The sequence below is a fragment of the Bifidobacteriaceae bacterium genome (assembly GCA_031281585.1).
Taxonomy (GTDB): Bacteria; Actinomycetota; Actinomycetes; order Actinomycetales; family WQXJ01; genus JAIRTF01.
Genome location: JAITFE010000019.1, coordinates 1 through 25,370 on the forward strand (window position 1 = coordinate 1; position 25,370 = coordinate 25,370).

The 25,370-nt window shown below is 68.4% G+C and carries 21 protein-coding genes; 17 read left to right on the forward strand and 4 right to left on the reverse strand.

The window, feature by feature from the left end; genetic code table 11:
* Window positions 1–67: 67 nt before the first annotated feature.
* On the reverse strand, window positions 68–1,234 hold the full coding sequence (rhaI, locus tag LBC97_01245; protein MDR2564686.1) for an L-rhamnose isomerase: 1,167 nt from the start codon (window positions 1,232–1,234) through the stop codon (window positions 68–70).
* A gap of 26 nt (window positions 1,235–1,260) precedes the next feature.
* The gene (locus tag LBC97_01250) at window positions 1,261–1,623 is read right to left on the reverse strand and encodes an L-rhamnose mutarotase (protein ID MDR2564687.1); all 363 of its coding nucleotides are present in this window, start codon (window positions 1,621–1,623) and stop codon (window positions 1,261–1,263) included.
* Between the two features lie 1,470 nt (window positions 1,624–3,093).
* Here LBC97_01250 and LBC97_01255 point away from each other — a divergent pair.
* The gene (locus LBC97_01255) at window positions 3,094–4,179 is read left to right on the forward strand and encodes a LacI family transcriptional regulator (GenBank protein ID MDR2564688.1); all 1,086 of its coding nucleotides are present in this window, start codon (window positions 3,094–3,096) and stop codon (window positions 4,177–4,179) included.
* Here LBC97_01255 and LBC97_01260 read toward each other — a convergent pair.
* On the reverse strand, window positions 4,176–5,129 hold the full coding sequence (locus LBC97_01260) for a 1,4-dihydroxy-2-naphthoyl-CoA synthase (protein ID MDR2564689.1): 954 nt from the start codon (window positions 5,127–5,129) through the stop codon (window positions 4,176–4,178). The two genes, LBC97_01255 and LBC97_01260, sit on opposite strands and share 4 nt — an antisense overlap.
* Window positions 5,130–5,507: 378 nt before the next feature.
* Here LBC97_01260 and LBC97_01265 point away from each other — a divergent pair, with 378 nt between their 5' ends.
* From LBC97_01265 to LBC97_01275, 3 genes are all read left to right on the forward strand, one after another.
* Window positions 5,508–6,482, forward strand: coding sequence for an o-succinylbenzoate synthase (locus LBC97_01265; GenBank protein ID MDR2564690.1), 975 nt, complete (start codon window positions 5,508–5,510; stop codon window positions 6,480–6,482).
* Between the two features lie 127 nt (window positions 6,483–6,609).
* Window positions 6,610–8,730 (forward strand): hypothetical protein, encoded by a 2,121-nt coding sequence (locus LBC97_01270; GenBank protein MDR2564691.1) that lies wholly within the window; start codon window positions 6,610–6,612, stop codon window positions 8,728–8,730.
* 13 nt (window positions 8,731–8,743) lie between these two features.
* Window positions 8,744–10,660, forward strand: coding sequence for a trypsin-like peptidase domain-containing protein (locus LBC97_01275; protein MDR2564692.1), 1,917 nt, complete (start codon window positions 8,744–8,746; stop codon window positions 10,658–10,660).
* An 84-nt stretch (window positions 10,661–10,744) separates the two neighbouring features.
* On the opposite strand, the gene LBC97_01280 is transcribed toward LBC97_01275, so the two are convergent.
* Complete coding sequence (locus tag LBC97_01280) at window positions 10,745–12,196, reverse strand: isochorismate synthase (protein MDR2564693.1); 1,452 nt, start codon at window positions 12,194–12,196, stop codon at window positions 10,745–10,747.
* Window positions 12,197–12,473: 277 nt separating this feature from the next.
* On the opposite strand from LBC97_01280, the gene LBC97_01285 reads away from it, so the two are divergent.
* The 13 genes from LBC97_01285 to nuoK all read left to right on the forward strand — a co-directional run bounded on the left by LBC97_01285 (window position 12,474) and on the right by nuoK (window position 25,368).
* A complete protein-coding gene (locus LBC97_01285) occupies window positions 12,474–13,187 on the forward strand; it encodes a class I SAM-dependent methyltransferase (protein MDR2564694.1) in 714 nt (237 codons plus the stop codon).
* Between the two features lie 176 nt (window positions 13,188–13,363).
* On the forward strand, window positions 13,364–14,623 hold the full coding sequence (locus tag LBC97_01290; GenBank protein MDR2564695.1) for a geranylgeranyl reductase family protein: 1,260 nt from the start codon (window positions 13,364–13,366) through the stop codon (window positions 14,621–14,623).
* A 34-nt stretch (window positions 14,624–14,657) separates the two neighbouring features.
* Window positions 14,658–15,041, forward strand: coding sequence for an NADH-quinone oxidoreductase subunit A (locus LBC97_01295; protein ID MDR2564696.1), 384 nt, complete (start codon window positions 14,658–14,660; stop codon window positions 15,039–15,041).
* On the forward strand, window positions 15,034–15,594 hold the full coding sequence (locus LBC97_01300) for an NADH-quinone oxidoreductase subunit B (protein ID MDR2564697.1): 561 nt from the start codon (window positions 15,034–15,036) through the stop codon (window positions 15,592–15,594). Before LBC97_01295 ends, LBC97_01300 begins: the two co-directional genes overlap by 8 nt.
* Window positions 15,591–16,310, forward strand: coding sequence for an NADH-quinone oxidoreductase subunit C (locus LBC97_01305; GenBank protein ID MDR2564698.1), 720 nt, complete (start codon window positions 15,591–15,593; stop codon window positions 16,308–16,310). Before LBC97_01300 ends, LBC97_01305 begins: the two co-directional genes overlap by 4 nt.
* A complete protein-coding gene (locus LBC97_01310; GenBank protein ID MDR2564699.1) occupies window positions 16,307–17,620 on the forward strand; it encodes an NADH-quinone oxidoreductase subunit D in 1,314 nt (437 codons plus the stop codon). Before LBC97_01305 ends, LBC97_01310 begins: the two co-directional genes overlap by 4 nt.
* Complete coding sequence (gene nuoE / locus LBC97_01315; protein MDR2564700.1) at window positions 17,617–18,327, forward strand: NADH-quinone oxidoreductase subunit NuoE; 711 nt, start codon at window positions 17,617–17,619, stop codon at window positions 18,325–18,327. The genes LBC97_01310 and nuoE overlap by 4 nt, the downstream gene beginning before the upstream one ends.
* Window positions 18,324–19,625 carry an NADH-quinone oxidoreductase subunit NuoF gene (gene nuoF, locus LBC97_01320; GenBank protein MDR2564701.1) on the forward strand — a complete coding sequence of 434 codons (1,302 nt, stop codon included), beginning with the start codon at window positions 18,324–18,326 and terminating at the stop codon, window positions 19,623–19,625. Before nuoE ends, nuoF begins: the two co-directional genes overlap by 4 nt.
* Complete coding sequence (locus LBC97_01325) at window positions 19,622–22,102, forward strand: NADH-quinone oxidoreductase subunit G (GenBank protein ID MDR2564702.1); 2,481 nt, start codon at window positions 19,622–19,624, stop codon at window positions 22,100–22,102. Before nuoF ends, LBC97_01325 begins: the two co-directional genes overlap by 4 nt.
* Window positions 22,099–23,454 carry an NADH-quinone oxidoreductase subunit NuoH gene (gene nuoH / locus LBC97_01330; protein MDR2564703.1) on the forward strand — a complete coding sequence of 452 codons (1,356 nt, stop codon included), beginning with the start codon at window positions 22,099–22,101 and terminating at the stop codon, window positions 23,452–23,454. The genes LBC97_01325 and nuoH overlap by 4 nt, the downstream gene beginning before the upstream one ends.
* The gene (gene nuoI / locus LBC97_01335) at window positions 23,451–24,122 is read left to right on the forward strand and encodes an NADH-quinone oxidoreductase subunit NuoI (protein ID MDR2564704.1); all 672 of its coding nucleotides are present in this window, start codon (window positions 23,451–23,453) and stop codon (window positions 24,120–24,122) included. The genes nuoH and nuoI overlap by 4 nt, the downstream gene beginning before the upstream one ends.
* Entirely contained in the window at window positions 24,119–25,072 is a 954-nt protein-coding gene (locus tag LBC97_01340) for an NADH-quinone oxidoreductase subunit J (GenBank protein ID MDR2564705.1), read from the forward strand. The genes nuoI and LBC97_01340 overlap by 4 nt, the downstream gene beginning before the upstream one ends.
* Window positions 25,069–25,368, forward strand: coding sequence for an NADH-quinone oxidoreductase subunit NuoK (gene nuoK / locus LBC97_01345; protein ID MDR2564706.1), 300 nt, complete (start codon window positions 25,069–25,071; stop codon window positions 25,366–25,368). The genes LBC97_01340 and nuoK overlap by 4 nt, the downstream gene beginning before the upstream one ends.
* The last annotated feature ends 2 nt before the right edge of the window (window positions 25,369–25,370 follow it).

Sequence of the window (25,370 nt, forward strand, 5' to 3'; positions counted from 1 at the left end):
TCGACCGCCAAGACCCGCCCTGAAGAGGCGCCCAGGTCGATGGCGACCACGCGGGCCGGCCGGGTCATCAGGCGCCCCAGCTGGCCTGGGTGCCGCCAACGCGTTCGGCGGCCACGCGCGCGGCGTACCCCGAGGCCTTGAACGCCGCGATCGGATCCGGTGCCAGGCCCTGGTCTAGCCGCAGGTCGGCGAGCAGTGGTCGCACGTCGGTGTTGTAGGCGTCCATGAGGACGGCGTTGGCACCCAGCACGTCGCCGGCGCGTTGGGCGTCCACGAGGGCGCCCCTGTCGACCAACAGCGCCTTGGCGGTCGCCTCCTGAACGTTCATCACCGAGCGGATCTGGCCCTCAATCTTCGGCTCGATGTTGTGGCACTGGTCCAGCATGAAGTTGACGCCGCTGGCGGGCCCGAGGGCGTCCGCCCGCACAATCTGGTCCATGATGCGGAACAACTGGAACGGATCGGCTGCCCCCACCATCAGGTCGTCGTCGGCGTAGAAGCGGGAGTTGAAGTCGAACGCCCCCAGCCTCCCCGCCCGGAGCAACTGCATCACGATGAACTCGACGTTGGTGCCCGGCGCGTGGTGGCCGGTGTCCAGCACCACTTTCGCCTGCGGGCCCAACGCCAGGACGTGGGTCAGCGCCGTCCCCCAGTCGGGGATGTCCGTGGCGTAGAAGGCCGGCTCGAAGAACTTGTACTCCAGCAGCATCAGCTGGTCCGGGTCGAGGGCCTGGTAGATGGCCTGGAGCGATTCGGCCAGACGTTCCTGCCGGTCCGCCAGGTCGTCCTGGCCCGGATAGTTCAGCCCGTCCGGCAGCCAGATCTTGAGCGCTTTGGAGCCGGTGGCGCGGCAAATGTCCAGGCAATCCAGGTGGTGGCGGACCGCCTGGGCCCGCACCGCCGGGTCGGCGTTGGTCAGCGAGCCCAACCGGTAGGCGTCGTCCTGGAACAGGTTGGAGTTGATGACGCCAATGGCGACGCCCAAGTCCGCCGCATGCCTCGCCAACGCGTCGTAGGAGTTGACCTTGTCCCACGGGATGTGGAGCGAGACCCTCGGGGTGATGCCGGTGAAAAGGTTGACCTGGGCCGCGTCGGCGATCTTCTCGAACGGGTCGCGGGGCGTTCCGGGGGTGGTGAACACCTTGAATCTGGTGCCGGAGTTCCCGAACGCCCAGGATGGCAATTCGACGGTCTGGTCCGCCAGGGCCTGCTTGACTGATGCTGGTGTGTTCATGACGCCTCCTCGCGTCTGGGCCCGGCTCATTCCGGGGTTGGGTCAGTGGGTGGCGGCGGTGCGGCTTCGAGTTGTGCCTCCAGGTGGAACACTTCCTCCAGGAGCGCCATGCCCTCGTCGGGGTTGCCCCCGGCCTGGAAGAACTCGGCCATGGCGGCCTGCCAGCGGGCGTTGACTTCGGTCGCCGCCATGCGGGCCTGCGCTGCCTGGTAGCCGTCCGCGAGGTCGGCCGTGCCGACCAGCAATCCGTCGGCGCGCAGGTAAAGCCTGTAGTCGCGCCAGCCGGCGTCCCTCAGGGCGGCCAGCATTTCCGGCCAAACGGCCCGGTGCGCGGCCCGATACTCGTCAAGGCGGGCGGGATCGATCTGGGAGGTGAAGCAGACGCGCATCGTGTTCCTTCCTTGCGGATCGGCGACCACGGCACGGCGACCGGATCGCGACGGACCATTGTTTCCGCGTTGTTGGGGCGGGGTGCAGCGCCCTGTTTGAAACGTTTCAAATGTTCATGCGCCAGACTAGCCAGCGCGCGGCCACCCGCGCAAGGCCAATTCCCGCGGGCATATTGGCATGAGGCATCACGGGCCACGTCACGCGAGCATTTGACAGTCAGGCGCCGCCGCCGCTGTCGCCCTGATGGCCCCCGGTGCCCATGTCTTTTGTCCCAGAGAGGAGTCTTGACGCCGCGAACGCAGACGCCAATGGCAAAGCCGGGCCATTGAAAGCCCGAAGGGGCGTCGACGCTCAGTGAATTGAGCCGGTCGGCGTCACGCTATTGAGCCACCACCGTTCACGTGATTCAGGAGGCTTGGGAGGAGGGCAACGGCACCGCAGGTGCCTCAAATCGGTGGCGCGGGTTCGGCTCAATAACGTGACGTATCCCGGCTCAATAGCGCGACCGTCGACACGAAGCGGCGCTGCCTATGACCAGCGCAACGACCAAGAGGGGTCCCTCGATAGTGGCAACATCTGCGGATCGACCTGGCGGTCCGCCGTCCAACGACCAAGAGAGGTCCCTCGATAGTGGCAGCATCTGCGGATCGACCTGGCGGTCCGCCGTCCAACGACCAAGATGGGTCCCTCGATAGTGGCAACACCCCGCCCCCATCGTGGCGGCAGATGACACGGCAGCACCAAACCCGCCGGTCGATGAGTGGCGGGACGTGGCGGGACGACTCTCTCCGAGGGCGTCGGGCCGCCTCGGGGGAAGCCCGGCACAGGATCCGCCAGTCGGCGAGTCGGCGGCACATGATCCGCCACTCGGCGGAAGCCCGGCACGGAATCCGCCGGTCGACGAGCCGGCGGCACATGATCCGCCACTGGGCGGAGGTCTTGGCGCATAATCCGCCACTCGGCGGAAGCCCGGCACAAAATCTGCCACTGGGCGGACCTGGTGTAACGAAATCCGCCGTTCGGCGTCGATTGGCGGATTGTGTGCCGCTGAACCCGTCGAACGGCGTTTCCTGTGCCGTCCGGGGCACTCAGCCGCGTCGAGTGGCGGCTAATGTCCGGTTTCCCCCTCGGGGCGCGCCTCTGACCAGCGCAGATGCAAACCGGCCCGGACAAAATCCGCCTCTCGCCGGAGGGGGTGTAACAGAATCCGCCTCTCACCGGAGAAGGCGCAACACAATCCGCCACTGGGCGGCGGAGGGGCATAGAATCCGCCGTTCGATGAAGCGGTGGCACAGCCTCCGCTGCTCGCCGGCGGCCGCGCCACAAAACCCGCCACTCGGCATCGACCGGCAGCTTCGGCTGGCGGATTGTGTGCCGCTGGGCACGTGGTGTTTCCTGTGCTGTCCGGGCGCGGTTTCGCGAAGATCCCTACAATCCAATCGGATGGGCATTGAGGATCAGGAGGCACGGTGGCAACTCGGCGAGCGGCTCGGCCGTCGATCCTCGACGTGGCCCGGGCCGCGGGAGTGTCCGTTGGCACTGTCTCCAACGCCATCAACCATCCGGACAGGGTGCGTCCCGGCACGCGTGTCCGCGTCGAGGCGGCCATCGCGGAATTGGGCTTTGTGCCCAACGTGCCCGCGCAGCGCTTGCGTTCCGGCACCATGGCCGCCCTTGGTGTTGTCGTACTCGACGTGCGCAACCCCTTCTTCACGGAGATGGCACGGGGGATTGAGGACCGCATTCAAGCGTTGGGCTGGACACTGATGCTCGCCAGTTCGGACCAGCAGGTGGAGCGCGAGCGAAGGGCACTCGAACTGTTGACCGGACATGGGGTGGCGGGGTTGATCGTGGTGCCCGCGTCGGATGACGTGTCGGCGCTGCTCGAGCTTGGGGCACGGGGCACGCCCGCAGTGCTGCTGGACCATCCGTCACCCGCCGCGGACTTGCCGTCGGTTGCGGTCGACAACATGGCTGGCGGCCGAATGGCTGTGCGGCATCTGCTTGACCTGGGCAAACGACACATTGTGATGTTGAACGGACCGCACGCCATCAGGCAGTGCCGCGACCGTTGGGATGGCGCGCGGCTGGCGGCGGACCGAGCCGAAAAGGCGCAGCCCGAGAGAGAACGGCCCGAAAAAGTGCGGGTTGAAGAAGTGTTGCTTGAAGAAGTGCTGGTCGAATCGATGGACGTGGTGGGTGGCTCCCAGGCGATGGCGCAATGGCTGGCCGTCCACGCGGGCGTCCCCCCAGAGGCCGTATTTTGCGTGAACGACCTGGTCGCGATCGGTGCCGCGCGGGCGCTCCGCGCCGCTGGTATGGACCCGGCGGCGACTGCGATAGTGGGCTACGACAACTCCGAGTTGGGGCGAGAAGTCGCCGTGCCGCTCACATCTGTGGCGCAGCCCACCTACGAAATGGGATGGCGCGCCGCTGACCTGCTGGTTCGCACGCAGGGAGCGGCTGGCGGCTCACCGCCGGCGGCGCAGCACGTCATGTTCCAGCCCAGCCTGATTGTGCGCGAATCCACCGCCGGACCTGCAGTTGCGCGCTAGAGAATCTGCTTCCTGAACTGATCCCAACGCGGCGGTCGGCGCTCCAGGAAGGCGTCGCGCCCTTCGGCCCCCTCGGCGCTGCCATAGGCCAGGCGGGTGGCCTCTGCGGCGAACATTTGTTGGCCGGACAGACCGTCATCCTCCAAGTTGAACGCGAACTTGAGCACGCGGATGGCCTGCGGCGATTGTTCGGAGATGCGGCGGGCCCAGCCAATCCCGGTCGCTTCGACCGAATCGTGGTCAACGGCCAGGTTTACGGCGCCCCAGGCCTCGGCCTGCTCGGCCGTGTAGGTGTCGGCGAGGAAGAAGATCTGGCGCGCCCGCTTTTGGCCGACCTGGCGGGCGAGGAGCGCCGAGCCGTACCCGGCGTCAAACGACCCGACGGTCGCGTCGGTCTGTTTGAAGAGCCCATGCTCGCGGCAGGCGACCGTCAGGTCGGCCACCACATGCAGCGAGTGGCCGCCGCCGGCCGCCCACCCGTCCACCAGCGCGATCACCACCTTGGGCATGGTCCGGATCAAGTGTTGCGCCTCAAGGATGTGGAGCCTACCCGTGCTGGGCGACGTCCGGTGGCCCCCGTCGGTCCGCCCGTATTCGTACCCGCTCGCTCCTCGAAAGCGCTGGTCGCCGCCTGAGCAGAAGGCGTAGCCGCCGTCTTTGGGGCTGGGTCCGTTGCCGGTAAGGAGGACTGCGACCACATCCGGCGAGTCGGCGGCGTGCCGAAGCGCTGCGATCAACTCGTCGACTGTGTGCGGGTTGAATGCGTTCCGCACTTCGGGCCGGTTGAACGCGATCCGCACCCATGGTTGGTCTGTGTCGGCCGAATTAGCGGCCCCGGAGCGCTCCACCCCCCGGTGATAGGTGATGTCGGTCAATCCTTCGAAGCCTGGCACATCCCGCCACAGTTCAGGGGTGAATCCGGCGGAAGCCAAACCCGGCAAATCGGTCATGCGAGAAGCCTAATCGGCCGACGGCGCCGGGCTCCGCCCGCCACCCGGGTCGCCAGCGCAACTCAAACGCTCTTCGTGATCCACCTGCGGATCACGATGCTGGTTTGAGTTGCATTTGGCTCTCCGGCGGGCGGTTTCGGGGGCACAAGTGCGACCTTGGGCCTCATCGTGATCCGCTGGTGGATCACGATGCTGGTGTGAGTTGCAGTTGGCCCTCCGGCGGGCTGTTTCGGGGGCCTGAGTGCGACCGTCGGCGTCTTCGTGATCCGCTGGTGGATCAGGAAGAGCCCCAAGGTTGCACTACCGCCGCTGAGAGGGTCGCCGTCGCCGTCCCGCAGAGCTCGCGAGCCTTCGGCCGGCAGCCCTAAAGTTGAAGGCGTGCCCGCCGTGTTCGACATCCCGCTGACGACTCGATTTCGGGGCATCACGCGCCGCCGGGGAATGGTGTGGGAGGGCCCGGCCGGCTGGGCCGAGTTCAGCCCGTTCGAGGATTACCCGCCTATCGAGTGCCTCCCCTGGTGGCGGGCGGCGCAGGAGGCCGCAGAATTGGGATTTCCGCCCCCGGTCAGGCGATCCGTCCCGGTCAACGCGATCATCCCGGCCGTCGGCCCGAGGCGGGCGGCCCAGATCGTCGCCGCCTCTGGCGGCTGTGACACCGTCAAGGTGAAAGTCGCGGAGCCCGGCCAAACCGCTGCGCAAGAGGCCGACCGCGTCAAGGCGGTCCGGGACGCTCTGGGCCCCGGCGGTCGCATCAGGATCGACGCCAACGGCGCCTGGGACGTGGAAACGGCCGTCAGCCGAATCGCAGAGCTCAACAAAGCCGCAGGCGGACTTGAATACGCGGAACAGCCTTGCGCCACCGTGCCCGAATTGGCCCAGGTCCGCAAACGCGCCGCCGTGCCGGTAGCCGCCGACGAATCGATCCGCCGCGCTGCCGACCCCTTCCAAGTCAAGCGCCGCCAAGCCGCCGACGTGGTGGTCTTGAAGGTTCAGCCGCTGGGCGGGGTCCGCGCCTGCCTGGCGCTGGCGGAGGAATTGGATCTGCCGGTGGTGGTGTCCTCGGCGGTGGAGACCTCGGTCGGGTTGGCCATGGGGGTCGCCCTGGCCGCCGCCCTGCCCCGCCTGGACTTCGCCTGCGGTCTGGGCACCGGCCAGTTGTTGGCCGCGGATCTGGTCCAGGACCGTCTCTTGGCCTCCGATGCCGTCTTACTTGTCCGCCAACCCCTTCCCGACCCAGCCCTCTTGGCTGCCCACGCCGCCGGTCCCGCTGACCAACGCCGTTGGCGCGACCGCCTGGACCAGGTCAGGCGCCTCGCAGGGGAAGCCGCCGGCCCGGTCGGGGTTGTGCTGTGAGCAGCTCCTGGGCGGCGGGGCGGGCGTTGATGCAGCGGGAGCCCCAGATGCTCTGGGCGGCAACCGGGGCCGGGTCGGCTGGCTCGGCCTGCGGTTCGCTTCGGCCCCGCCGCGTCGGGGGCTTGTTGTGAGCGGCTCCTTGGCGGCGGCGCGGGCGTTGTTGGCAGGAGCCGTCGCGGGCGGCCTGAAACGCGTGGTGTTCGCGCCGGGTTCGCGCAGCGCGCCGCTGGTCTACGCCGCCATGGAGGCCGCCGGCCGAGGCGAGTTGGAATTGACCGTCCGCACTGATGAGCGGGTGGCGGGGTTCACGGCCTTGGGGATGGCCGCGGCCACCGGCGAGGCTGCTGCGGTTGTGACGACATCAGGGACGGCGGTGGCGAACCTGCATCCGGCGGTCATGGAGGCGGCCGCTTCCCGGCTGCCGCTGTTGGCCATCACGGCCGACCGCCCGGCCGAGTTGCATGGCGTGGGCGCCAATCAGACAACCGACCAACGGGAGGTTTTCGGCTCGGCGCCGGTTTGGGAGGCCACCATTGCCGCAGGCGCAGACGACCGGTCAATCAAGCGCGAAGGCCGCCGGGCAGTGGCTGCGGCGTTGGGCCGCGCGTCAGGGCTTGGCGGCCCGGCCCACCTGAACATCCAATTCCGCGACCCCCTCGCGCCGGGCCCGGACTGGGGGGACGAACTCCGGTCTCAGCTCGCGGGTGTCAACCGGGCGGATGATCCTTCGGAACTTCACGGCCGCGTCCCCGTTGGAATGGGGAGGGCCCAGAACGAGTTTGTCGACGCGCGTGACGGCGGGTCCTGGCCGGAGAAGACCGGGCCAGGCGTTGTGGGTTGCCCGCGCCAAACTGGGCCTGGGCCGGGGCGGCGTCCGGGAGAGCCAGAGCACGATGCCGGCGAGTTGCTCCCGGTGGTGTTGGAAAAGGGGCCTCGCACGGTGGTGGTCGCAGGATTCGGCGCCGGGGCGGCGGCGCGCGAGTTGGCGGAGGCGGCCGGCTGGCCCCTGCTGGCCGAACCGGCTTCCGGATCATGGGCGGGTCCGAACGCGATCACGGCGGGCCGGTTGGTCGCGCAACTGTTGGCTGACGGGATTGAGCGCGTGGTGGCTTATGGCCGCCCGGTGCTGAGCCGGCCGGTCGCAACTCTGGTCCAGGATCCCCGGCTGGAGGTGGTCATTGTCCACCACGGCGGCGGTCCTTGGTTTGACTTGGGCCGTCAGGCGGGTCAAATCGCCAGCCGGGTGGTCGTGGTGCAGGAACCGGGTCGTCCCGGTCAGGAAGAGCGGGATTGGCTTGAGGCCTGGCAAACGGCGGGCCGGGAAGTCTGGCGGCAGCTTCAGGCGGCCCCCTGGCCGAATGGGCCAGCCATCGCAAACGTGGTGGCACGGGCCCAAGGCCCGCTGGTGGTCGGGGCGTCGAGCGCCATCCGGGACTTGGATTTGACTCCCGCTCCCGCAGGTGAGAAGCGAGTCTTGGCCATGCGGGGCCTGGCCGGGATTGATGGAACCGTCAGTTTCGCGGGCGGGGTCGCTGCCGCTCTCAAACGGCAGCCGACTCTCCCGGCGGGCCCGGAATCACGGCAACGCCTTGATCCAAGCGCTGCCGGGCTGGGCGCTGCACGGGAGGGATCATCTGCGGGGCGCCCCACCCGCGACCAGGGCCAACCCCAGAACCGGAACCAAGGCCAAGATCAGCCCGGCGGTGCTGGCGGCGATCGCCACAAGATTGTTCTCGACCGGGTTCAAGGCCAGGGCGAACACCATGGCCAACCCCAGAACCGACACCAAGGCGCGGCGGCGACCGTGCTGCTCGGGGACTTGGCGTTGGCGCATGACGCCGGCGGCCTGATCATTCCCGAGCTCGAAGACCGGCCGGACATCAGGATTGTGGTCCTGCAAGACCGCGGCGGGGCCATCTTCGAGAACCTGGAGGTAGCGGCGCCAGAGCTGAGCCCCGCCTTCGAGCGTTTCTTCGCCACGCCGGTGAGTGTGGACCTGGAGTCGTTGGCGCGGGCAACCGGCGCCAGCTTCGCCGAAGCCCGCACTCTGAGCCAATTGGAGGACGCGCTGAGCACGCCGCCGCACGGCATTAGCCTGGTCGGCGTGCCACTGGAACGGGCCCGTCGGCGTGGTTTTGAGCGCCAGATTGTGGAGCTTTCGAGAAATGCCCTGGGACCTCCCAGGAACTTCCCAGCGATCCGGGAGGATTCATCCAGGATCACGCGGTTTGATAGACGGCGAGGATGAAAGGAAGACGACCATGAGCGACGAGCCCCGTCCAACGCCAGGTGGCGAAGCCAACGAGGAGCCGCGGTGGCAATCTGCCGAGGTTCCCGGAACCGATCCGGCCGTCGGCACGCCACTATCCGAGGCGACCCCGCCCGCGCCGGACAGGCCCCCAATTCCCGTCTACCCGCCAGTGTTCCCGCCCGTCTCGCGGCCCCGCCCGCCCGCCTCGCAGACGCCCGAACCGCCGCCGATGCCGTCCGGACCGCCCCAGCCGCGCCCATCCTTCCCCCCCCAGGCCATTCCAGAACAGCGGGGCGCCCAAGAACAGCGCGGCGAGCAACCACTCCGGGGAGCGGAGCCGCTGAGTCCCCAGGCGCAGTACGTTCAGGTTCCAACGCCGCCGCCTCAGCCGCAAACCCCGTACGCGCCGCCGTATCCGCAGTCTTTCCCGCCCACGCGAAACCCGAACCAAGCTCAGGCGCTGCCGCCGTTTGGGCGTTCTGGCCAGCATGCGGCGCCCCCGCCTCCCCCCGAAGCGCCGAGCGGTCCCGGCGTCAACGAGTCGCGCGCCTGGCAGGCTGCGGCCCAGCCCGGTCCCGGCCCGGTCTCCGCGTCGCCAACGCCTCCGCTGCCGCCTCGACCCGCGTCGCCGTACCAGGCCCCGAGCTATTCGCTCGGCACTGGCCCCGTGCCGGCGGTGAATCCTGCCTCGCCGCCGTCCCCGCCCGCCGAGCCCGAGGCGGCTTTCGAACAACCGGAGGGCTCCGACAGGCCAAAACGCAAGACGGTGACGCGGGCGGGAGCCTGGACCATCAGCCTGGTGGTCGCCATTGTGGTGGCGGCCGCGTCGAGTGGAGCCACCTACCTGCTGTTGGATGGCCGCACCAACACCAGCATCATCAGCGGTCCGCCCATCACCACCACCTCGAGCTCTCCGGTGGAGGGCTTGACGTCTGGCAAGAATGTGCCGGAGATCCCTGAGGACGCCTATGACGGCGAATCGCCGCAGTGGAATCTTGTGGCCGCCCAGGTCCAGCCGACGGTGGTCGCCTTGCAGGTGTCCACAGGCAACTTCGGCAACGGTTCGCTCGGGTCGGGCGTCATCATCAATTCCGAGAAGGGCTATGTGGTGACCAACAACCACGTGGTGGCCGAATCCGCCGCGATCGACGTGGTGCTTTCGGACGGGCGGATTTTCTCAGGCGACGTGCTCGGCACCGACCCCAGCACGGATCTGGCCGTGGTCGAGCTCGACGATCCGCCGGAAGACCTGGTGGAAGCCCAGCTTGGCAACTCTGACGAGGTCGTGGTGGGCGAACCGGTGATGGCGGTCGGCAATCCGCTCGGTTTGGACAACACGGTCACCACGGGCATTGTCTCGGCGTTGAACCGGCCGGTCGCCACGGTCGGCGCGAGCGGCGACCCGAAGGACGAGGTGGTGACGAACGCCATCCAGGTCGACGCGGCCGTCAACCCCGGCAACTCGGGCGGGCCGTTGTTCGACTCGAAGGGCCGCGTGATCGGCATCAACAGCTCTATCGCCACGCTTGGCTCGTCCAGCTCCCAGGCGGCCGGGAACATCGGCCTGGCCTTCGCCATCCCCGTCAACCAGGTCAAGATCGTGGCCGGCCAGTTGATCGAGGATGGCAGCGCGGTCCATCCGTTCCTTGGCGTCACGTCTGAGAGCGCCACAGTCGACGTGGAGGGGGTGCAGCGGGTCGGCGCGAGGCTCAGGTCGGTGCAGACCGACACTCCGGCGGCCCAGGCCGGCTTGTCGGTCGGCGATGTGATCGTGGCCGTCAACGGCAACGCGATCTCCGGCAACACGTCTTTGACCGCTTGGATTCGGTCCTACCAGCCAGGCGACAAAGTGGTGTTGACGGTCATGCAGGGCGGCAAGGCCAACGATGTCGAGGTGACGTTGGCCACCCGCGAGGAAGCTTCGTAGACCCTGCGGAGGGGGAGGAAACGGGGACGGTACCTTTTTCCGGTTCGCCGGAAAAAGGTACCGTCCCCATTTCCGGGGAGTGCCTCAGGGGGTGCTCGGGGCCAGCCCCAGGGCCTGGCGCATCGGGGCCAGCTTGGCCTCGGTTTCGGCCAGTTCCGCGTCCGGGTCGGAGGCGGCCACAATGCCGCCGCCGGCCCACAGCCGGGCTTCGCGCCGGTCCGCGCTGAGTTCCGCGCAACGCAACGCGATCCCCCATTCCCCGGCCCCGTTCGCGTCGATCCAGCCGACCGGCCCGCTGTAACGTCCCCGGTCTAGGCCCTCTAGCTGCCCGATCACCTGCGCCGCCTCCGCCTTGGGGGTGCCGCACACGGCGGCGCTGGGGTGGAGGGCGGCCGCCAACTCGAGCGCCCCGTGCGCCCGGCCCGAGCGCGTCCGTTTCAGTTCGCCCACCACGTCTGTGGCCAGGTGCATGACGTTGGGCAGGTGCAGCACCGAGGGGGCGTCCGGCACTGACAGCTCTTCGACGAAGGGTTCGAGCGCGGCCACCACCGAGGCGACCGCGAACTCGTGCTCCTCCAGGTCCTTGGAGGAGCGGGCCAACGCCGCCGCCCGGGCCAAATTGGCTTGGTCGCAGTCGCCCCGGCGGATGGTCCCGGCCAGCACCCGCGAGGTGACCAGGCCCCTGCTGGAGCGGATCAGCAGTTCCGGGGTCGCGCCGATCAATCCGTCCACGCTGAAGGTCCAAGTGTCCCGGTACCGGTCCGCCAGGAAGGCGAGAACCGGGCGCGGGTCGATCGCCCCTTCCAGCGCGCGCGCCAGGACCGAACGGGCCAACACCACTTTTTCGATTCCCCCGGCCGCGATCAGCGCCATGGCGCGGCGGACCACCTCTGGCCAGGCGGCGGCGGAAACCGGGCCGGTCGACTCCCGCAACGGCGGCAGCGGGGCCGGTGGCAAGGCGTCTCGATCTCGACGCCGACCACCTTCCTGCCAAACCCGCAACAGCGGCAGGGGGGCCGGTGGCAGGGCGTGGTCCGCGTGTTCGGCCGGGGCTGGCGGCCCCGAGCGGTCAACCCCGCCGGCGCGAACCGGGCCGGAGGGTTGGCGCGGCGGGGGGAAGGCGGCATCCTCGCGGCCGGGGGCCAGGCGGGAGTCCTCGCGGGGATCCGAACCGTCGGCCGAGGCGGTCGTGATCCACTCGCGGCCGCGGTACCGGGCGACCAGAACGCGCGGCACCACCAGCACAGACGGAGCGGCTGAGGCGGGCGAGAAGGCGAACGAGCCGAGCGCCAGCGGTCCTAGGCCGGGGCGGTCGGCGGGGCCTTCGATGGCCGCGCGCGCCAAGACGGCCCGCCACCAGTCCTCGGCGGCCTGGAAGCGGCGCGGCCCGGCTGTTTCGCAGCGTGCCGCCTCGCCCCAGCCGACAAAACCGTCGCCCCGGCGCAGCCAAACCAACGGGTCGGGCGCGGGCACGGCGTCCAGGAGGTTTGGTGGAAGCGCCGCCGAGGTGGTCCGAAAGGTGATGTTGGGAAGCATCGCCGGACAGCCTAGCGGCTCCGGGCGGGCAAGACGGGTGGGGAACTCGGGGTGGGCTCCGGCCAAAGCCGGCGCGGACCCATGCGGGCGACCTGGCGAAGGCACCGGGCGGTTTGCATGCGGGCTGGGTGGTTTGCGCGCGGCGCTGGGCCGCCCGCACGCGGCGCTGGGCGGCCTGCACGTGACGCGGGCGCGGCCGACCCGGGAGGCGGCCAGCCGCGCAAGTGCCCGGAACCGGGACCGCTGGCCGCTTTACATCTCGGTTGGACGTGCAATCATGGCAGGCGTGACAGCCGCCGACCTCGCCAAGGAGCCACGGACTGTCGCCTCCATGTTTGACGCGGTGGCGCCCAACTACGACTTGGCGGACGCGGTCATGACGGTGGGGTTGGTGCGCTGGTGGCGGCGGCAGACTTTGGCCGAGGTGGACCCCCGCCCGGGGGAGCGGATCCTCGACTTGGCGGCGGGCACCTGTTCTTCTTCGGTGGCGCTCGCCAAGAGAGGCGCGCACGTGGTGGCCTGCGACTTCTCCGAGGGGATGCTCCGCCAGGGGCGCAGACGCCTGGGCGTCTGGTCCTACCAAGTGGGTCTGATCGGGGGCGACGCGACCCGTCTGCCCTTCGCGGACGGCACTTTCGACAAGGTCACCATCTCCTTCGGCCTGCGCAACGTTCAGGACGTGCCTCAGGCGCTGATGGAGTTGAAGCGGGTCGCCAAGCCGGGCGGCAAGCTGGTCGTCTGCGAGTTTTCACGCCCCGTCTGGCGGCCCTACCGGGCGTTGTACCGCTGGTATCTGACCCAGGTGATGCCGTCGGTGGCCAAGTTGGTGGCCACCAACTCGCCCGCCTACCGCTACCTGGCGGACTCGATCTGGGACTGGGCGGACCAGGCTGAACTGGAGCGGCAGTTGGAAGTCGCCGGCTGGGAACGGCCCGCGCACCGCAACGTGATGGGCGGGATCGTCGCCCTGCACACGGCCACCGCCAAATGACGCCCGCCAAGGCGATAATAAAACGACATTATTGTTTCGTAATTGCAATTGCGTGCTGAGCCGTTGAAGCTGGCCGGGACTGCCAGCCAGTTTATGTAGAATCTGTGTGTTCCTGGTCAAAGAAGGGTTTAACTGAAAGGCTGCGCGTGCACCCAAGGTCAGGTGGCGATTCCAATGTGATCGTCGTCGGGGCCGGACCCGCTGGGTCCACGGTCGCCGCGTACCTTGCCAATGCCGGAATAGACACCATCCTTGTTGAGAAATCATCCTTCCCGCGCCCCAAGGCGTGCGGGGACGGCCTGACCCCCCGCGCCGTCAAGGAGCTGGTCTACCTGGGCGTGCCGTTCCCGGAGGCGGACGGCTGGATGCGGAACAAGGGCCTCAGGGTCTTCGGCGGCGGCCACGAACTGGAGCTGCCCTGGCCGGAGCTAGCCTCCTTCCCGGACTTCGGACTGACCCTGCCGCGCGAGGAGTTCGACCTGCGCCTAGCCCGCCACGCCGTCCAAGCCGGTGCCCAGTTGCTGGAGAACACCATGGTCACGGGCCCGGTGCTGGACGACAGGAGTGGCCGGGTGGTTGGCGTCAGGGCCACCACCGCGCAGGGCGAGCGCGAGCTCAGGGCCCCCATCGTGGTGGCGGCGGACGGCGTGTCCGCCCGCCTGGCCACCGCCATCGGCCGCCAGAAGAAGACCAACCGCCCAGTTGGGGTGGCTGTCCGGGCCCGCCTGCGTCTCAACAAGCCTCCCAGCGGACCGGGTCAACTGGACTGGATGGAGTCCCATCTGGAACTGTGGGACGGCCCCAGGGAGGAGGGGAAGCTGATGCCCGGCTACGGCTGGGTCTTCCCGGAGGCGGGAGGCGTGGTCAACGTCGGGGTGGGCTCCGTCACCTCCAGCGCCAAGGCCGCCAAGGTCAACTACCGCGCGCTCCTGGACAAATGGCTTGCCACGCTTGGCCCAAGGTGGGGCTTCACGGGCGAAGACGTGGTGGACGGACCGCGCTCGGCCGCGCTGCCGATGGCTTTCAACCGGGGGCCGCTGTACGCGCGCGGGCTTTTCCTGGTGGGAGACGCCGGCGGCATGGTCTCTCCCTTCGACGGCGAGGGCATCGCCTACGCCATGCAGTCGGCCCGAATCGCGGCCGGGGCGATCGCCCAGGGCCTGGCGCGCCCGCCCGGAGAAAACCGTGAGGCCGCGCTGAGGACGTACTCTGAATTGATGAAAGAATCGCTCGGGGGGTATTTCTCTTTGGGTAGAGTTTTTGTGAGGCTGATTGAACAGCCCGTGGTGATGCGGGTGTGCACACGGTACGGGTTACCCCGTCCCACGTTGATGAAACTGGTCATGAAGCTTCTCAGCGATCTTTATGAACCGCGTGGAGGTGACTGGATGGACAGAACCATCGCCACGCTTGCTCGAATGGCGCCGGCAGCATGATCAGCGGTCGGCCACACCAAGGTGGAGGTTTCAAGTGAGCAACCCGTTTGTGCCCATCCTGGCCATGCTGGCGGTGGCGGTTGTCATGGGCTTCGGCGGCCTGGCGGCCAGCTGGGTGATCGGCCCGCACCGCTACAACGAGGCGAAGCTGGAGGAATACGAATGCGGCGTGGACCCGAGCCCGCATCCAAGTCATGGCGGGCGTTTCCCGGTGCGCTTCTACCTGGTGGCCATGACCTTCATAGTCTTCGACATCGAAGTGGTCTTCCTGTATCCGTGGGCCACCAACTTCGACGCGCTGGGCCTTGGGGCCACCATCGCCATGATGGCCTTCTTGGCGCTGATCACGGTGCCTTTGATCTACGAGTGGCGGCGTGGCGGCCTGGACTGGGACGGGGGCGAGTCGTCTGATGGCTGACGGAATTGAGGGCCGCGCGCCGGAGGGCTTCGCGCTGACCACCGTCGCCAAGGTGGTCAACCACCTGCGTGCCGGTTCGCTCTGGCCGGTCACTATGGGCCTGGCCTGCTGCTCAATCGAGATGATGGCGGTGGGCACCTCCCGGTTCGACATCTCCCGGTATGGCATGGAGGTCTTCAGGGCCTCGCCCCGCCAAGCGGACCTGATGCTGGTCAACGGGCGCATGTCGCACAAGATGGCGCCCATAGTCCGCCGGGTTTACGACCAGATGGCGGACCCGAAGTGGGTCATCTCGATGGGATCTTGCGCGTCTTCCGGCGGCATTTTCAACAACTACGCGATTGTCCAGGGCGTGGACCACGTGGTGCCGGTGGACGTCTACATCCCCGGCTGCCCGCCCCGCCCGGAGATGCTGATCCACGCGATCATCGAGTTGTACCGCCAGATCGAGGCCGAGGGCCTGGGCGTGGACCGGATCAAGGCCGCCCGCGCCGCCGAGGAGGCGGCCATGAACGCGGTGCCGGTCGGCGAGATGAGGGGGCTCCTGGTATGAGCGCGGAATCCACCGGCGGGACGGGCCGGGAGTTGACGGCGCCGCCGCAGGCTGGCGGTCCGGAGGTGGCGGAGGTTCGCCACGGCGCCTTCGGGGTCCGCGGCTCCGGCGACACGTCCGGGTTTGGCGGTTTGACCCGGTTGGTGCAGCTTCCCGGTTCCAGCCCGCGTCCGTTTGGCGGTTGGTACGATGCCGTGGTCGACGCTTTGGGCGAAGACCTGGCCGGCGAGGGCCTCACCAGGGCGATCGAGAAGATCGTGGTGGACCGCGACGAGTTGACGCTGTTCATCCGGCGCGAGGACCTCCTGGCGGTGGCCGGCTTCTTGCGGGACGACCAGGATTTGCGCTTCGAGTTGTCACTCGGCGTCAACGGCGTCCACTACCCGGAGGACCGGGGCCGCGAGTTGCACGCCGTCTACCACCTGATGTCCGTCACCCACGGCCGGCGGATCATCCGGCTCGAGGTGACCGCGCCGGACGGCGACCCGCACATCCCCAGCCTGTTCGACTTGTACCCCACCCAGGACTGGCATGAGCGGGAAACGTACGACATGTTCGGGATTGTCTTCGACGGCCATCCGGACCTGACCCGGATTCTGATGCCGACCGACTGGATTGGCCATCCGCAGCGCAAGGATTATCCGCTGGGCGGGGTCGACGTGCAATTCAAGGGCGCCTCGACGCCCCCGCCGGACCAGAGGAGGAGCTACTCATGACCACCCTGGATGAGGCGGCGGAGGAGTTCGTCGCCTTTGGCGGCGATTGGGAGGAGATCGCCCAGGAGTTGGCGCGCCGCAAGGAGGAGCGGGTTGTCGTCAACATGGGCCCCCAGCACCCCTCGACCCACGGCGTGTTGCGCCTGGTGTTGGAGCTGGACGGGGAAACCGTCCGGGAGACAAGGGTGGCCTTGGGCTTCTTGCACACCGGCATTGAGAAGACCATGGAGTACCGCACCTGGGCGCAGGGTTCGGCGCTCGCCACCCGGATGGACTACGTGGCGTCCATCATGAACGAGGCGGCCTACTGCTTCGCGGTCGAGAAGCTGGCGGGCATCACCGACCGGATCCCGGAACGGGCGCAAGTCATCCGGGTGTTGATGATGGAGATGGCGCGGGTGTCCTCGCACTTGGTCTGCCTGGGCTCCGCTGGCAACGAACTGGGCGGCACCACCCTCATGACCATCGCCTTCAGGGAGCGCGAACAGGTTTTGCGCTTCTTCGAGATGGTCACCGGGCAGCGCATGAACAACGCCTACTTCCGGCCGGGCGGCGTCTCCCAGGACTTGCCGCCGGACGCGCTGACCTGGTTGAAGGGCGTCTACCGCTCCATGGTCCGGGGCATGGACGATTTCGACAACATGGTCATGGTCAACCCGATCTGGAAGGCCCGGACGGCCGGGATAGGGATTCTGAACCTGGCCGCCTGCATGGCGCTCGGCATCACCGGCCCCATGCTCAGGGCGACGGGGCTGCCCCTGGACCTGCGCAAAGACAAGCCGTACTGCGGCTATGAGAACTACGACTTCGAGGTCTGCACCACCGACACGTCCGACGTCTACGGCCGTTACTTGGTCCGCTCGAACGAGATGCGGGAGTCGATGAAGATCATCGCCCAGTGCATCGACAAGCTAGAGGCGATGGGCGAGGGCCCGGTCATGATCGAAGACCCGGCCATCGCGTGGCCGGCCAAGCTGGAGATCGGGCCGGACGGCCAGGGCCAGTCGCAAAGCCACGTCAAGGAGATCATGGCGACCTCAATGGAGTCCCTGATCCACCACTTCAAGCTGGTGACGGAGGGCTTCAGGGTCCCGCCGGGCCAGGCGTTCCACGCGATTGAGCACGCCAAGGGCGTCTACGGCGTCCACGTGGTCTCCGACGGCGGCACCCGGCCGTACCGGGTGCACATGCGCGAACCCTCTTACAACAACCTCCAGTCGATGGCGGCGCTGTGCAACGGCGGCACCATCTCCGACGTGGTGGTCTGCCTGGCCTCGATCGACCCCGTCATGGGAGGAGTGGACCGATGACTTACGCGCCGGAAACGCTGACGGCCTTGGCGGCGGACGCCGCGCAAGTGACCGGGCGGTACCCCTCGCGCCGCAGCGCCCTGCTGCCGCTGCTGCACCTCGTCCAGTCGGTGGACGGCTACATCTCCCCGGACGGGATCGCGTTTTGCGCGGAGACCCTGGAGTTGACGGCGGCGGAGGTCAGCGCCGTGGCCACCTTCTACAGCCAGTTCAAACGCCAGCCGAACGGCAAGTACACCCTGGGCGTCTGCATCACCTCGCTGTGCGGCCTGATGGGCGGCGACGCGATCTTCGAGCGGCTGAGCGAGTACCTGGCTGTCGGCAACGACCAGACGACTGAGGACGGGATGTTCACCCTCGAGAAGATCGAATGCAACGCCGCCTGCGACTACGCGCCGGTGCTGATGGTCAACTGGGAGTTCTTCGACAACCAGACCCCGGCCAGCGCCGTGGGGTTGGTTGACGACCTGCGGGCGGGCAAGGCGGTCCGCCCCACGCGCGGGCCCGACAAACTGGCCACCTTCAAGGAGGTGTCCCGCGTGTTGGCGGGCTTCGAGGACGGCCACGCCAACGAGGGCCCCTCGGCCGGCCAGCCGTCGCTGGAGGGGGTTGAGTTGGCGGCCCGCGAAGGCTGGGCCGCCCCGGCGCCGTCCGCCGGCGCCGCAGCAGCAGCCCCCGCCCCGGCAACCGAGGGGAGCGCCAAATGAGCACGCTGGCCCCCCTGCTGACCTCGCGTTGGGGAAACCCCGAATCCTGGACGCTGGCGGCCTACCGCCAGGCGGGCGGTTACGACGCGTTGGCCAAGGCGCTGAAGATGGACCCGGCCCAAGTTTTGAACACGGTCAAGGACTCCGGCCTGCGCGGCCGGGGCGGCGCCGGTTTCCCGACCGGCGTCAAGTGGTCCTTCCTGCCGCCGCCGGACGGCGGCCCGCGCTACCTGGTGGTCAACGCGGACGAATCGGAGCCGGGCACCTGCAAGGACATCCCGCTCATGATGGCGGATCCGCATTCGCTGATCGAGGGCGTGATCATCACCTCCTACGCGATCGGCTGCCACCACGCGTTCATCTACCTGCGGGGCGAGGTGGTCCACGTCTACCGGCGGCTCCTGAACGCCGTCAGCGAGGCGAAGCGGGCGGGCCTACTGGGCGAGGACGTGATGGGCACGGGCTTCCAATTGGAGTTGACGGTCCACGCGGGCGCGGGCGCCTACATCTGCGGCGAGGAGACCGCCCTGCTGGACTCGCTTGAGGGCAGGCGCGGCCAGCCCAGGCTGAAGCCGCCGTTCCCGGCCGTCGCGGGCTTGTACGCGCGGCCCACCGTGGTCAACAACGTCGAGTCCATCGCCTCCGTGCCGTGGATAGTGGCCAACGGCGCCGACTGGTGGAAGTCCATGGGCACCGAGAAGTCGACCGGCGTGGCCATCTACTCGCTGTCCGGCCACGTCAAGCGGCCAGGCCAGTATGAGGCCCCGCTTGGCGTCACCATGCGGGAACTGCTCGAACTGGCCGGCGGCATCCGCGAGGGCCACGAGCTCAAGTTCTGGATGCCCGGCGGATCGTCGACCCCCATGTTCACCCCGGAGCAACTCGACGTGCCCTTGGACTACGACTCGGTGGCGGCCGCCGGCTCAATGCTGGGCACAAGGGCGCTGCAGTGTTTTGACGACACGGTCTGCGTGGTCCGGGCCGTCAGCCGCTGGATGGACTTCTACGCCCACGAGTCGTGCGGCAAGTGCACGCCGTGTCGGGAGGGCACGTTCTGGCTGCGCGCGGTGCTGAGAAGGATCGAGGCGGGCCAGGGCAAGCCGGAGGACCTGCAAATCCTGGGGGACATCCCCGGCTCCATTGTGGGCCGGGCGTTTTGCCCGCTGGGCGACGGCGCCCCGTCCTCGCTGATCTCCTCGCTGAAGTTCTTCCGCGACGAATATGTCCAACACATCGATCAGGGCCGGTGTCCCTTTGACCACGCGGCTTCCTATCTGTTTGAGGCGGTGGCGGCGTGAGCGCTGAAGACCTGGTCACCTGCAGCATCGACGGGATTGAGATCGCCGTCCCCAAGAACACGCTGATCATCCGCGCGGCGGAGGAGGCGGGGATCATGATCCCGCGCTTCTGCGACCACCCGCTGCTGAAGCCTGTGGCGGCCTGCCGCCAATGCCTGGTGGACGTGGCCTCGCCCGCCGGCCCGGAGGGGAAGCTGAGGGCTTTCCCCAAGCCGCAGCCGGCCTGCGCCATGACGGTCACGCCGGGCATGGTGGTGAACACGCAGCTGACCTCCCCGGCGGCCAAGGCCGCCCAGGAGCAGGTCGCGGAGTTGATCTTGATCAACCACCCGCTGGACTGCCCCATCTGCGACAAGGGCGGCGAATGCCCGCTGCAGAACCAGGCCATGTCGACGGGAAGGGCGGTCAGCCGTTTCACGGAGAAGAAGAACACCTTCCCCAAGCCGCTGGCGTTGACGGCCCAGATTCTGCTGGACCGCGAACGCTGCGTGCTGTGCCAGCGTTGCACCCGCTTCGCGGAGCAGGTCCCCGGCGACCCGTTCATCGCGTTGCAAAAGCGCGGCGCCAACCAGCAGATCGGCCGGTTCGACGCCGAGGTGCTGGGCGTGGCCCCGGTGGCGGGCGAGGCGGCCGACGAGGCCCAGGGGGACGTGCTGGCCCGGGACGGACGGCCGTTCGCGGGCTACTTCGCCGGCAACATCATCCAGATTTGCCCGGTCGGGGCCCTCACCTCCGCCGAGTACCGCTTCCGGGCCAGGCCGTTCGACCTGGTCAGCACGCAGAGCGTGGCGGAGCATGACGCGACCTGCTCGGCCATCCGCGTGGACTACCGGCGCGGCCGGGTGCTGCGGCGCCTGGCTGGCGAGGACCCGGACTTGAACCAGGAGTGGATCACCGACAAGGACCGCTTCGGCTTCCATTGGCAGACGGCGCCAGACCGGTTGCGCCGCCCGCTGGTCCGGCGCGGCGACCAACTGGTGGAGGTGTCCTGGCAGCAGGGCCTGGCCGCGGCCGCCCAGTTCTTGGGGGACGCCAAGCGCCCGGCGGTGCTGCCGGGCGGGCGCCTGACCCTTGAGGACGCCTACGCCTATTCGGTCTTCGCCCGCACGGTCTTGAAAACCGACTCGGTGGACTTCCGCGCCCGCCCATCCAGCCGCGAGGAGGCGCAGTTCCTGGCCCACTTCGTGGCCGGCGCCGGGCGAGGCGTTAGCCTGAACGACCTGGCGGCCGCCCCCGCGGTCCTCTTGGTCGGCTTCGAGCCGGAGGACGAGGGCGGCGTGGTTTTCCTGCGCCTGCGCGAGGCGGGGACCAAGGTTTACGCCATCGCGCCGTTCGCCTCGCGCGGGCTGAAGCGGCTGAACGCCGAGTTGCTGCCCGCGCCGCCCGGCGGGGAGGCGGCGGCTTTGGATCTTTTGTCCGATGCCGTTCCAGGGCTCCCAGCCCAGGCCGCGGCCGCGTTGGCCGGCGGGGTGATAGTGGTGGGCGAGCGCTTGGCGACCTCGCCCGGCGCGTACACGGCCGCGTTGGCAGCCGCCGAACGGCTCGGCGCGAAGCTGGCCTGGATCCCCCGGCGGGCGGGCGAACGCGCCGCCTTGGAGGCGGGCCTGTTGCCGGGCCTGGCGCCGGCGGGCCGGGCGCTTGGGCGCCTGGACCAAGAGGAGGCCAAGACGGTCTTCGGCGGCGCGTTGGACCTTGACGAGGGCTTGGACCTGCCGGGAATCATCGCGGCCGCCCAGGCGGGCGAGGTCGACACCTTGCTGGTGGGCGGCTTGGAGTTGACTGACTTGCCGTCGCCCAGGGCTGCCGCCCAGGCCTTCAAGGCCGCCAAGGTGGTGGCGTTGCAGGTGCGCGGCGAGGGCATCAGCCCGTGGGCGGACGTGGTCCTCCCAGTCGCCCCGCCGCAGGAAAAGGCCGGGACCTTCGTCAACTGGGAGGGCCGCCTCAGGCCGTTCCCGCAGGTTTTGACCTCGACGGCGCTCTCAGACGCCAAGGTGTTGCAGGCGCTGGCGGACCGGCTCGGGTTCGAGGCCCGGATCGGCGAGTTGGCCACCGCCCATCAAGTCCTCGACTGGCTGGGCGCCCCGGCCGAGCGCCTGCCGGCCCCGCAGGTGGCGCCCGCGGAAAAGCCGATCCCGGCGGCCGGCTCCGGCGAGGCGTTGCTGTCCACCTGGCACTATCTGGTGGACGACGCGGCGGGACTGGACGGCGAACCGAACCTGGCGGCATCGGCGCCCGCTCCGAGGGCCTTGCTCAGCGAGGCCACCGCCAAAGCGGTCGGCGTGGCGCCCGGCGACCAGCTTGAGATTTCGACCGCCGCCGGCTCGCTGACCTTGCCGGTCGCGATTGACGACCAATTGGCGGACGGCGTGGTCCACGCGCCCACCAAGTCCCCCGGCAGCTGGGTGCGGGTGCGGCTGGAGGCCGCCAGCGGCGACACCGTCCGAATAGCCGCGAGCGCGAAGGAGGCTCAGCCATGATCGCCAGTCTGCTTGCCGCCGCCGAACCGACCGATGTGGTGGCTGATTTCAGCCAGGACAACGGTTGGATCGTGGCGGGCAAAGCCGTCCTGATCCTGATTTGCGCGCTGGTCTCCGTGATCATCGCGATCTGGTTCGAGCGCAAGGTGATCGCGCGGCTCCAGCAGCGGGTCGGGCCGAACGTGCGCGGGCCGATGGGCTTGTTCCAACTGGTCTACGACGCGCTGAAGCTGTTCCTCAAAGAGGACATGAACGTCTCGCGGGCGGACAAGCTGACGTACATCGTGGCCCCCGGCCTGTCGGTGGCGGCCTCGTTGATGGTGTTCGCGGTCATTCCGATAGGCGGCCAGGTCACCATCCCGTGGACGGACATCTCCACGCCGCTGCAGTTGACGGACTTCCCGATGGCGGTGCTCTACATACTGGCCGTGACCGCTGTCGGGGTCTACGGCATCGTTCTCGGCGGCTGGTCCTCGCGGTCCACCTACTCGCTGCTCGGCTCCGTCCGGTCCACCGCCCAGATCATCTCCTACGAACTGGTCATGGGAATGAGCCTGGTGACCGTGTTCATCATGTCCGGGTCCATGTCGACCTCGACCATCGTGAGCTCGCAAAGCAAGCTGTGGTACGGGATCATGCTGGCCCCCAGCCTGCTGCTCTACATCATCTCCATGATCGGGGAGACGAACCGCCTGCCGTTCGACCTGCCGGAGGCGGAGGGCGAGCTGGTGGCGGGCTACATGACGGAGTACTCGTCCATGAAGTTCGCCTGGTTCTTCCTGGCGGAGTACATCAACATGCTGAACGTCTCGGCGGTCTGCACCACCCTGTTCCTGGGCGGTTGGCGGGCGCCTTGGCCGCTCAGCGCGATCGGGGACGGGGTGCTCAACACCGGCTATTGGACCATCCTGTGGTTCTTGGCCAAGACCTGGCTGCTGATGTTCGTGTTCGTGTGGGTGCGCGGCACCGTGGTCCGGCTCCGCTACGACCAGTTCATGCGGTTCGGCTGGAAGGGCCTGCTGCCGGTGGCGCTCGCCTGGATTGTGATCCTCACCTGCGTGCGGGCTATCGACCAGTTCACCAACTACCACTTCAACGCCTGGGCCGTGCCCATCTTGTCTTGGGCGGTGGTGGCGTTCATCGCCATCTGGTACTGGCCGGTGCCGGAACCGCCGGAGGAAGAGGCGCCTGCGGAGCCGGTCGAGGTCGACGCGTTCGCCGCCGGCTTCCCGGTGCCGCCGCTGCCCGGTCAGGTGCTCCCGCCGTCGCCCAGGGCCGGGCGCCTCGCGGTGGCGGTGACGGAGGAACTCGACCCGGTGCAGGTCGTCGAAATCAAGGAGGAGGAGCAATGAGCCCGCGTTCCAAATCGGCTCTTGACCCCAGCCGCAAGAAGAAGGGTTTCATCGGCTCGGGCGTGGCCCCGTGGGCCGGCTTCGGGGTGACGCTGCGGACCTTCTTCGAGAAACCGGTCACCGAGCAATACCCGTTCAAGGGCAAGTACCCGCCGCCGTTCCCGCGCTACCACGGCCGCCACCAGCTCAACCGCTACCCGGATGGCCTGGAGAAATGCGTGGGCTGCGAACTGTGCGCCTGGGCCTGCCCGGCGGACGCGATCTTTGTCGAGGCGGGCGCCAACACGCCGGAGGAGCAGTATTCGGCGGGCGAGCGTTACGGCAAGGTCTACCAAATCAACTACCTGCGCTGCATTTTCTGCGGCTTCTGCATTGAGGCGTGCCCAACCCGCGCGCTCACCATGACCACCTTCTACGAATTGTGCTCGCCGAACCGCGAGGACATGATCTACACCAAGGACCAGTTGCTGGCCCCGCCGGAGGAGGGGATGCTCGCGGCCCCGCATCCCATGGCCGAAGGCCTGGATGACGACGACTACTATTCCGGCGCGGTGACCGGCCCAACCCCCGGCCAAATCGACTGGGTCCGCCAGCGCCGTCCCGAGGATCCAACGCTGTTGGGCGCGCGCGCGGGCGGGGCCGCCGCCCAGACGGGAGGCGCGGCATGAACGCCGACCTGGCGATGAGCACCGCCGAACAATTCCTCTTCTGGATCGTGGGCCCCATCGTGGTGATGGGCGCCTCCGCCCTGTTGTTCTCCAAGCGGGCGGTCCTGACCGCCTGCTCGGTCATGGTCACCATGGTGGGCCTGGCGTTCTTGTATGTGGGGCTGGGTTCGCCGTTCCTGGGCGTGGTCCAGGTGGTGGTTTACACCGGCGCCATCATGATGCTGTTCGTGTTCGTGCTGATGCTGGTGGGCGTGGACGTGTCGGATTCGTTCATCGAGACGATCCGCGGCCAGCGCTGGCTGGGCGCCGTCTTCGGGCTGGGCCTGCTGGTGGTGCTCGCGGGCGCGGTCCTGCGCTCCACCTTCATCTCCCACGCGGGCGCGGACAGCCCGCGCGCCCTCGCCGAAGCCGGCAACGTGGGCGGCGTGGCGAACCTGCTGTTCTCCGATTTCGCGTTCACGTTGGAAATCACCGGCTGCCTGCTGATCGTGGCGGCCATGGGCGCGGTCATCTTGACCCACCGTGTCAAGCTGACCAAGCCGGTCACGCAGGCGGACATCATGACTATCAGGACCAAGCGCGGCCTGCGCCTGACGCCTCCGCCGGCGCCCGGCAACTACGCCCGCCACAACGCGGCGGACGTGCCCGCCATTGACGCGGAGGGGAAGGTCATCGAGGACTCGGTGCCCTCCTCGCTCAGGATGCGCGGCCAGGTGCACACCCTTCGGGGCTTGGCCCAAGACTTGTTGGAGGACCAAACCCCGCCGGTTCGCCGCCCCGACGCGGCGGAGTTGGCGCCGGGGGACCGACGGTTGCCCGATGCCGTGGCCGCCGAACCAGCCACCAGTTCAGACGCCGGTTCGGACGCCAAACCGGATGCCAAACCGGACGCCCAGGCGGGGGCCCCGCCGGGCGCGGGGCCGGGCGGCGAGGCGGAGGTGAAGCCATGAGCGTTTCGGCCTATCTGATCTTGGCCTCGGTCCTGTTCGTGATCGGGGCGGTCACCGTCCTGGTGCGGCGCAACTCGATTGTCGTGTTCATGGGAATCGAGTTGATGCTGAACGCGGCGAACCTGACCTTCCTGGCCTTTTCCCGCATGTGGGGCGATTTCGACGGCCAGTTGGCGGCCTTCTTCGTCATGGTGGTCGCCGCCGCGGAGGTGGTGGTGGGCTTGGCCATCATCGTGTCCCTGTTCCGCACCCGGCGCACAGTCAGCGTCGACGACGAGAATCTGTTGAGGCACTGACC

Bases quoted from the DNA above. Each gene is read 5' to 3' on its own strand.
- nuoK (MDR2564706.1), top strand. From the start codon at position 25,069: ATGAGCGTTTCGGCCTATCTGATCTTGGCCTCGGTCCTGTTCGTGATC.
- nuoI (MDR2564704.1), top strand. From the start codon at position 23,451: ATGAGCCCGCGTTCCAAATCGGCTCTTGACCCCAGCCGCAAGAAGAAG.
- rhaI (MDR2564686.1), bottom strand. From the start codon at position 1,234: ATGAACACACCAGCATCAGTCAAGCAGGCCCTGGCGGACCAGACCGTC.
- LBC97_01305 (MDR2564698.1), top strand. From the start codon at position 15,591: ATGAGCGCGGAATCCACCGGCGGGACGGGCCGGGAGTTGACGGCGCCG.
- LBC97_01285 (MDR2564694.1), top strand. From the start codon at position 12,474: ATGGCAGGCGTGACAGCCGCCGACCTCGCCAAGGAGCCACGGACTGTC.
- LBC97_01280 (MDR2564693.1), bottom strand. From the start codon at position 12,196: ATGCTTCCCAACATCACCTTTCGGACCACCTCGGCGGCGCTTCCACCA.
- nuoH (MDR2564703.1), top strand. From the start codon at position 22,099: ATGATCGCCAGTCTGCTTGCCGCCGCCGAACCGACCGATGTGGTGGCT.
- LBC97_01260 (MDR2564689.1), bottom strand. From the start codon at position 5,129: ATGACCGATTTGCCGGGTTTGGCTTCCGCCGGATTCACCCCTGAACTG.
- LBC97_01300 (MDR2564697.1), top strand. From the start codon at position 15,034: ATGGCTGACGGAATTGAGGGCCGCGCGCCGGAGGGCTTCGCGCTGACC.
- LBC97_01340 (MDR2564705.1), top strand. From the start codon at position 24,119: ATGAACGCCGACCTGGCGATGAGCACCGCCGAACAATTCCTCTTCTGG.
- LBC97_01250 (MDR2564687.1), bottom strand. From the start codon at position 1,623: ATGCGCGTCTGCTTCACCTCCCAGATCGATCCCGCCCGCCTTGACGAG.
- LBC97_01310 (MDR2564699.1), top strand. From the start codon at position 16,307: ATGACCACCCTGGATGAGGCGGCGGAGGAGTTCGTCGCCTTTGGCGGC.
- nuoF (MDR2564701.1), top strand. From the start codon at position 18,324: ATGAGCACGCTGGCCCCCCTGCTGACCTCGCGTTGGGGAAACCCCGAA.
- LBC97_01275 (MDR2564692.1), top strand. From the start codon at position 8,744: ATGAGCGACGAGCCCCGTCCAACGCCAGGTGGCGAAGCCAACGAGGAG.
- nuoE (MDR2564700.1), top strand. From the start codon at position 17,617: ATGACTTACGCGCCGGAAACGCTGACGGCCTTGGCGGCGGACGCCGCG.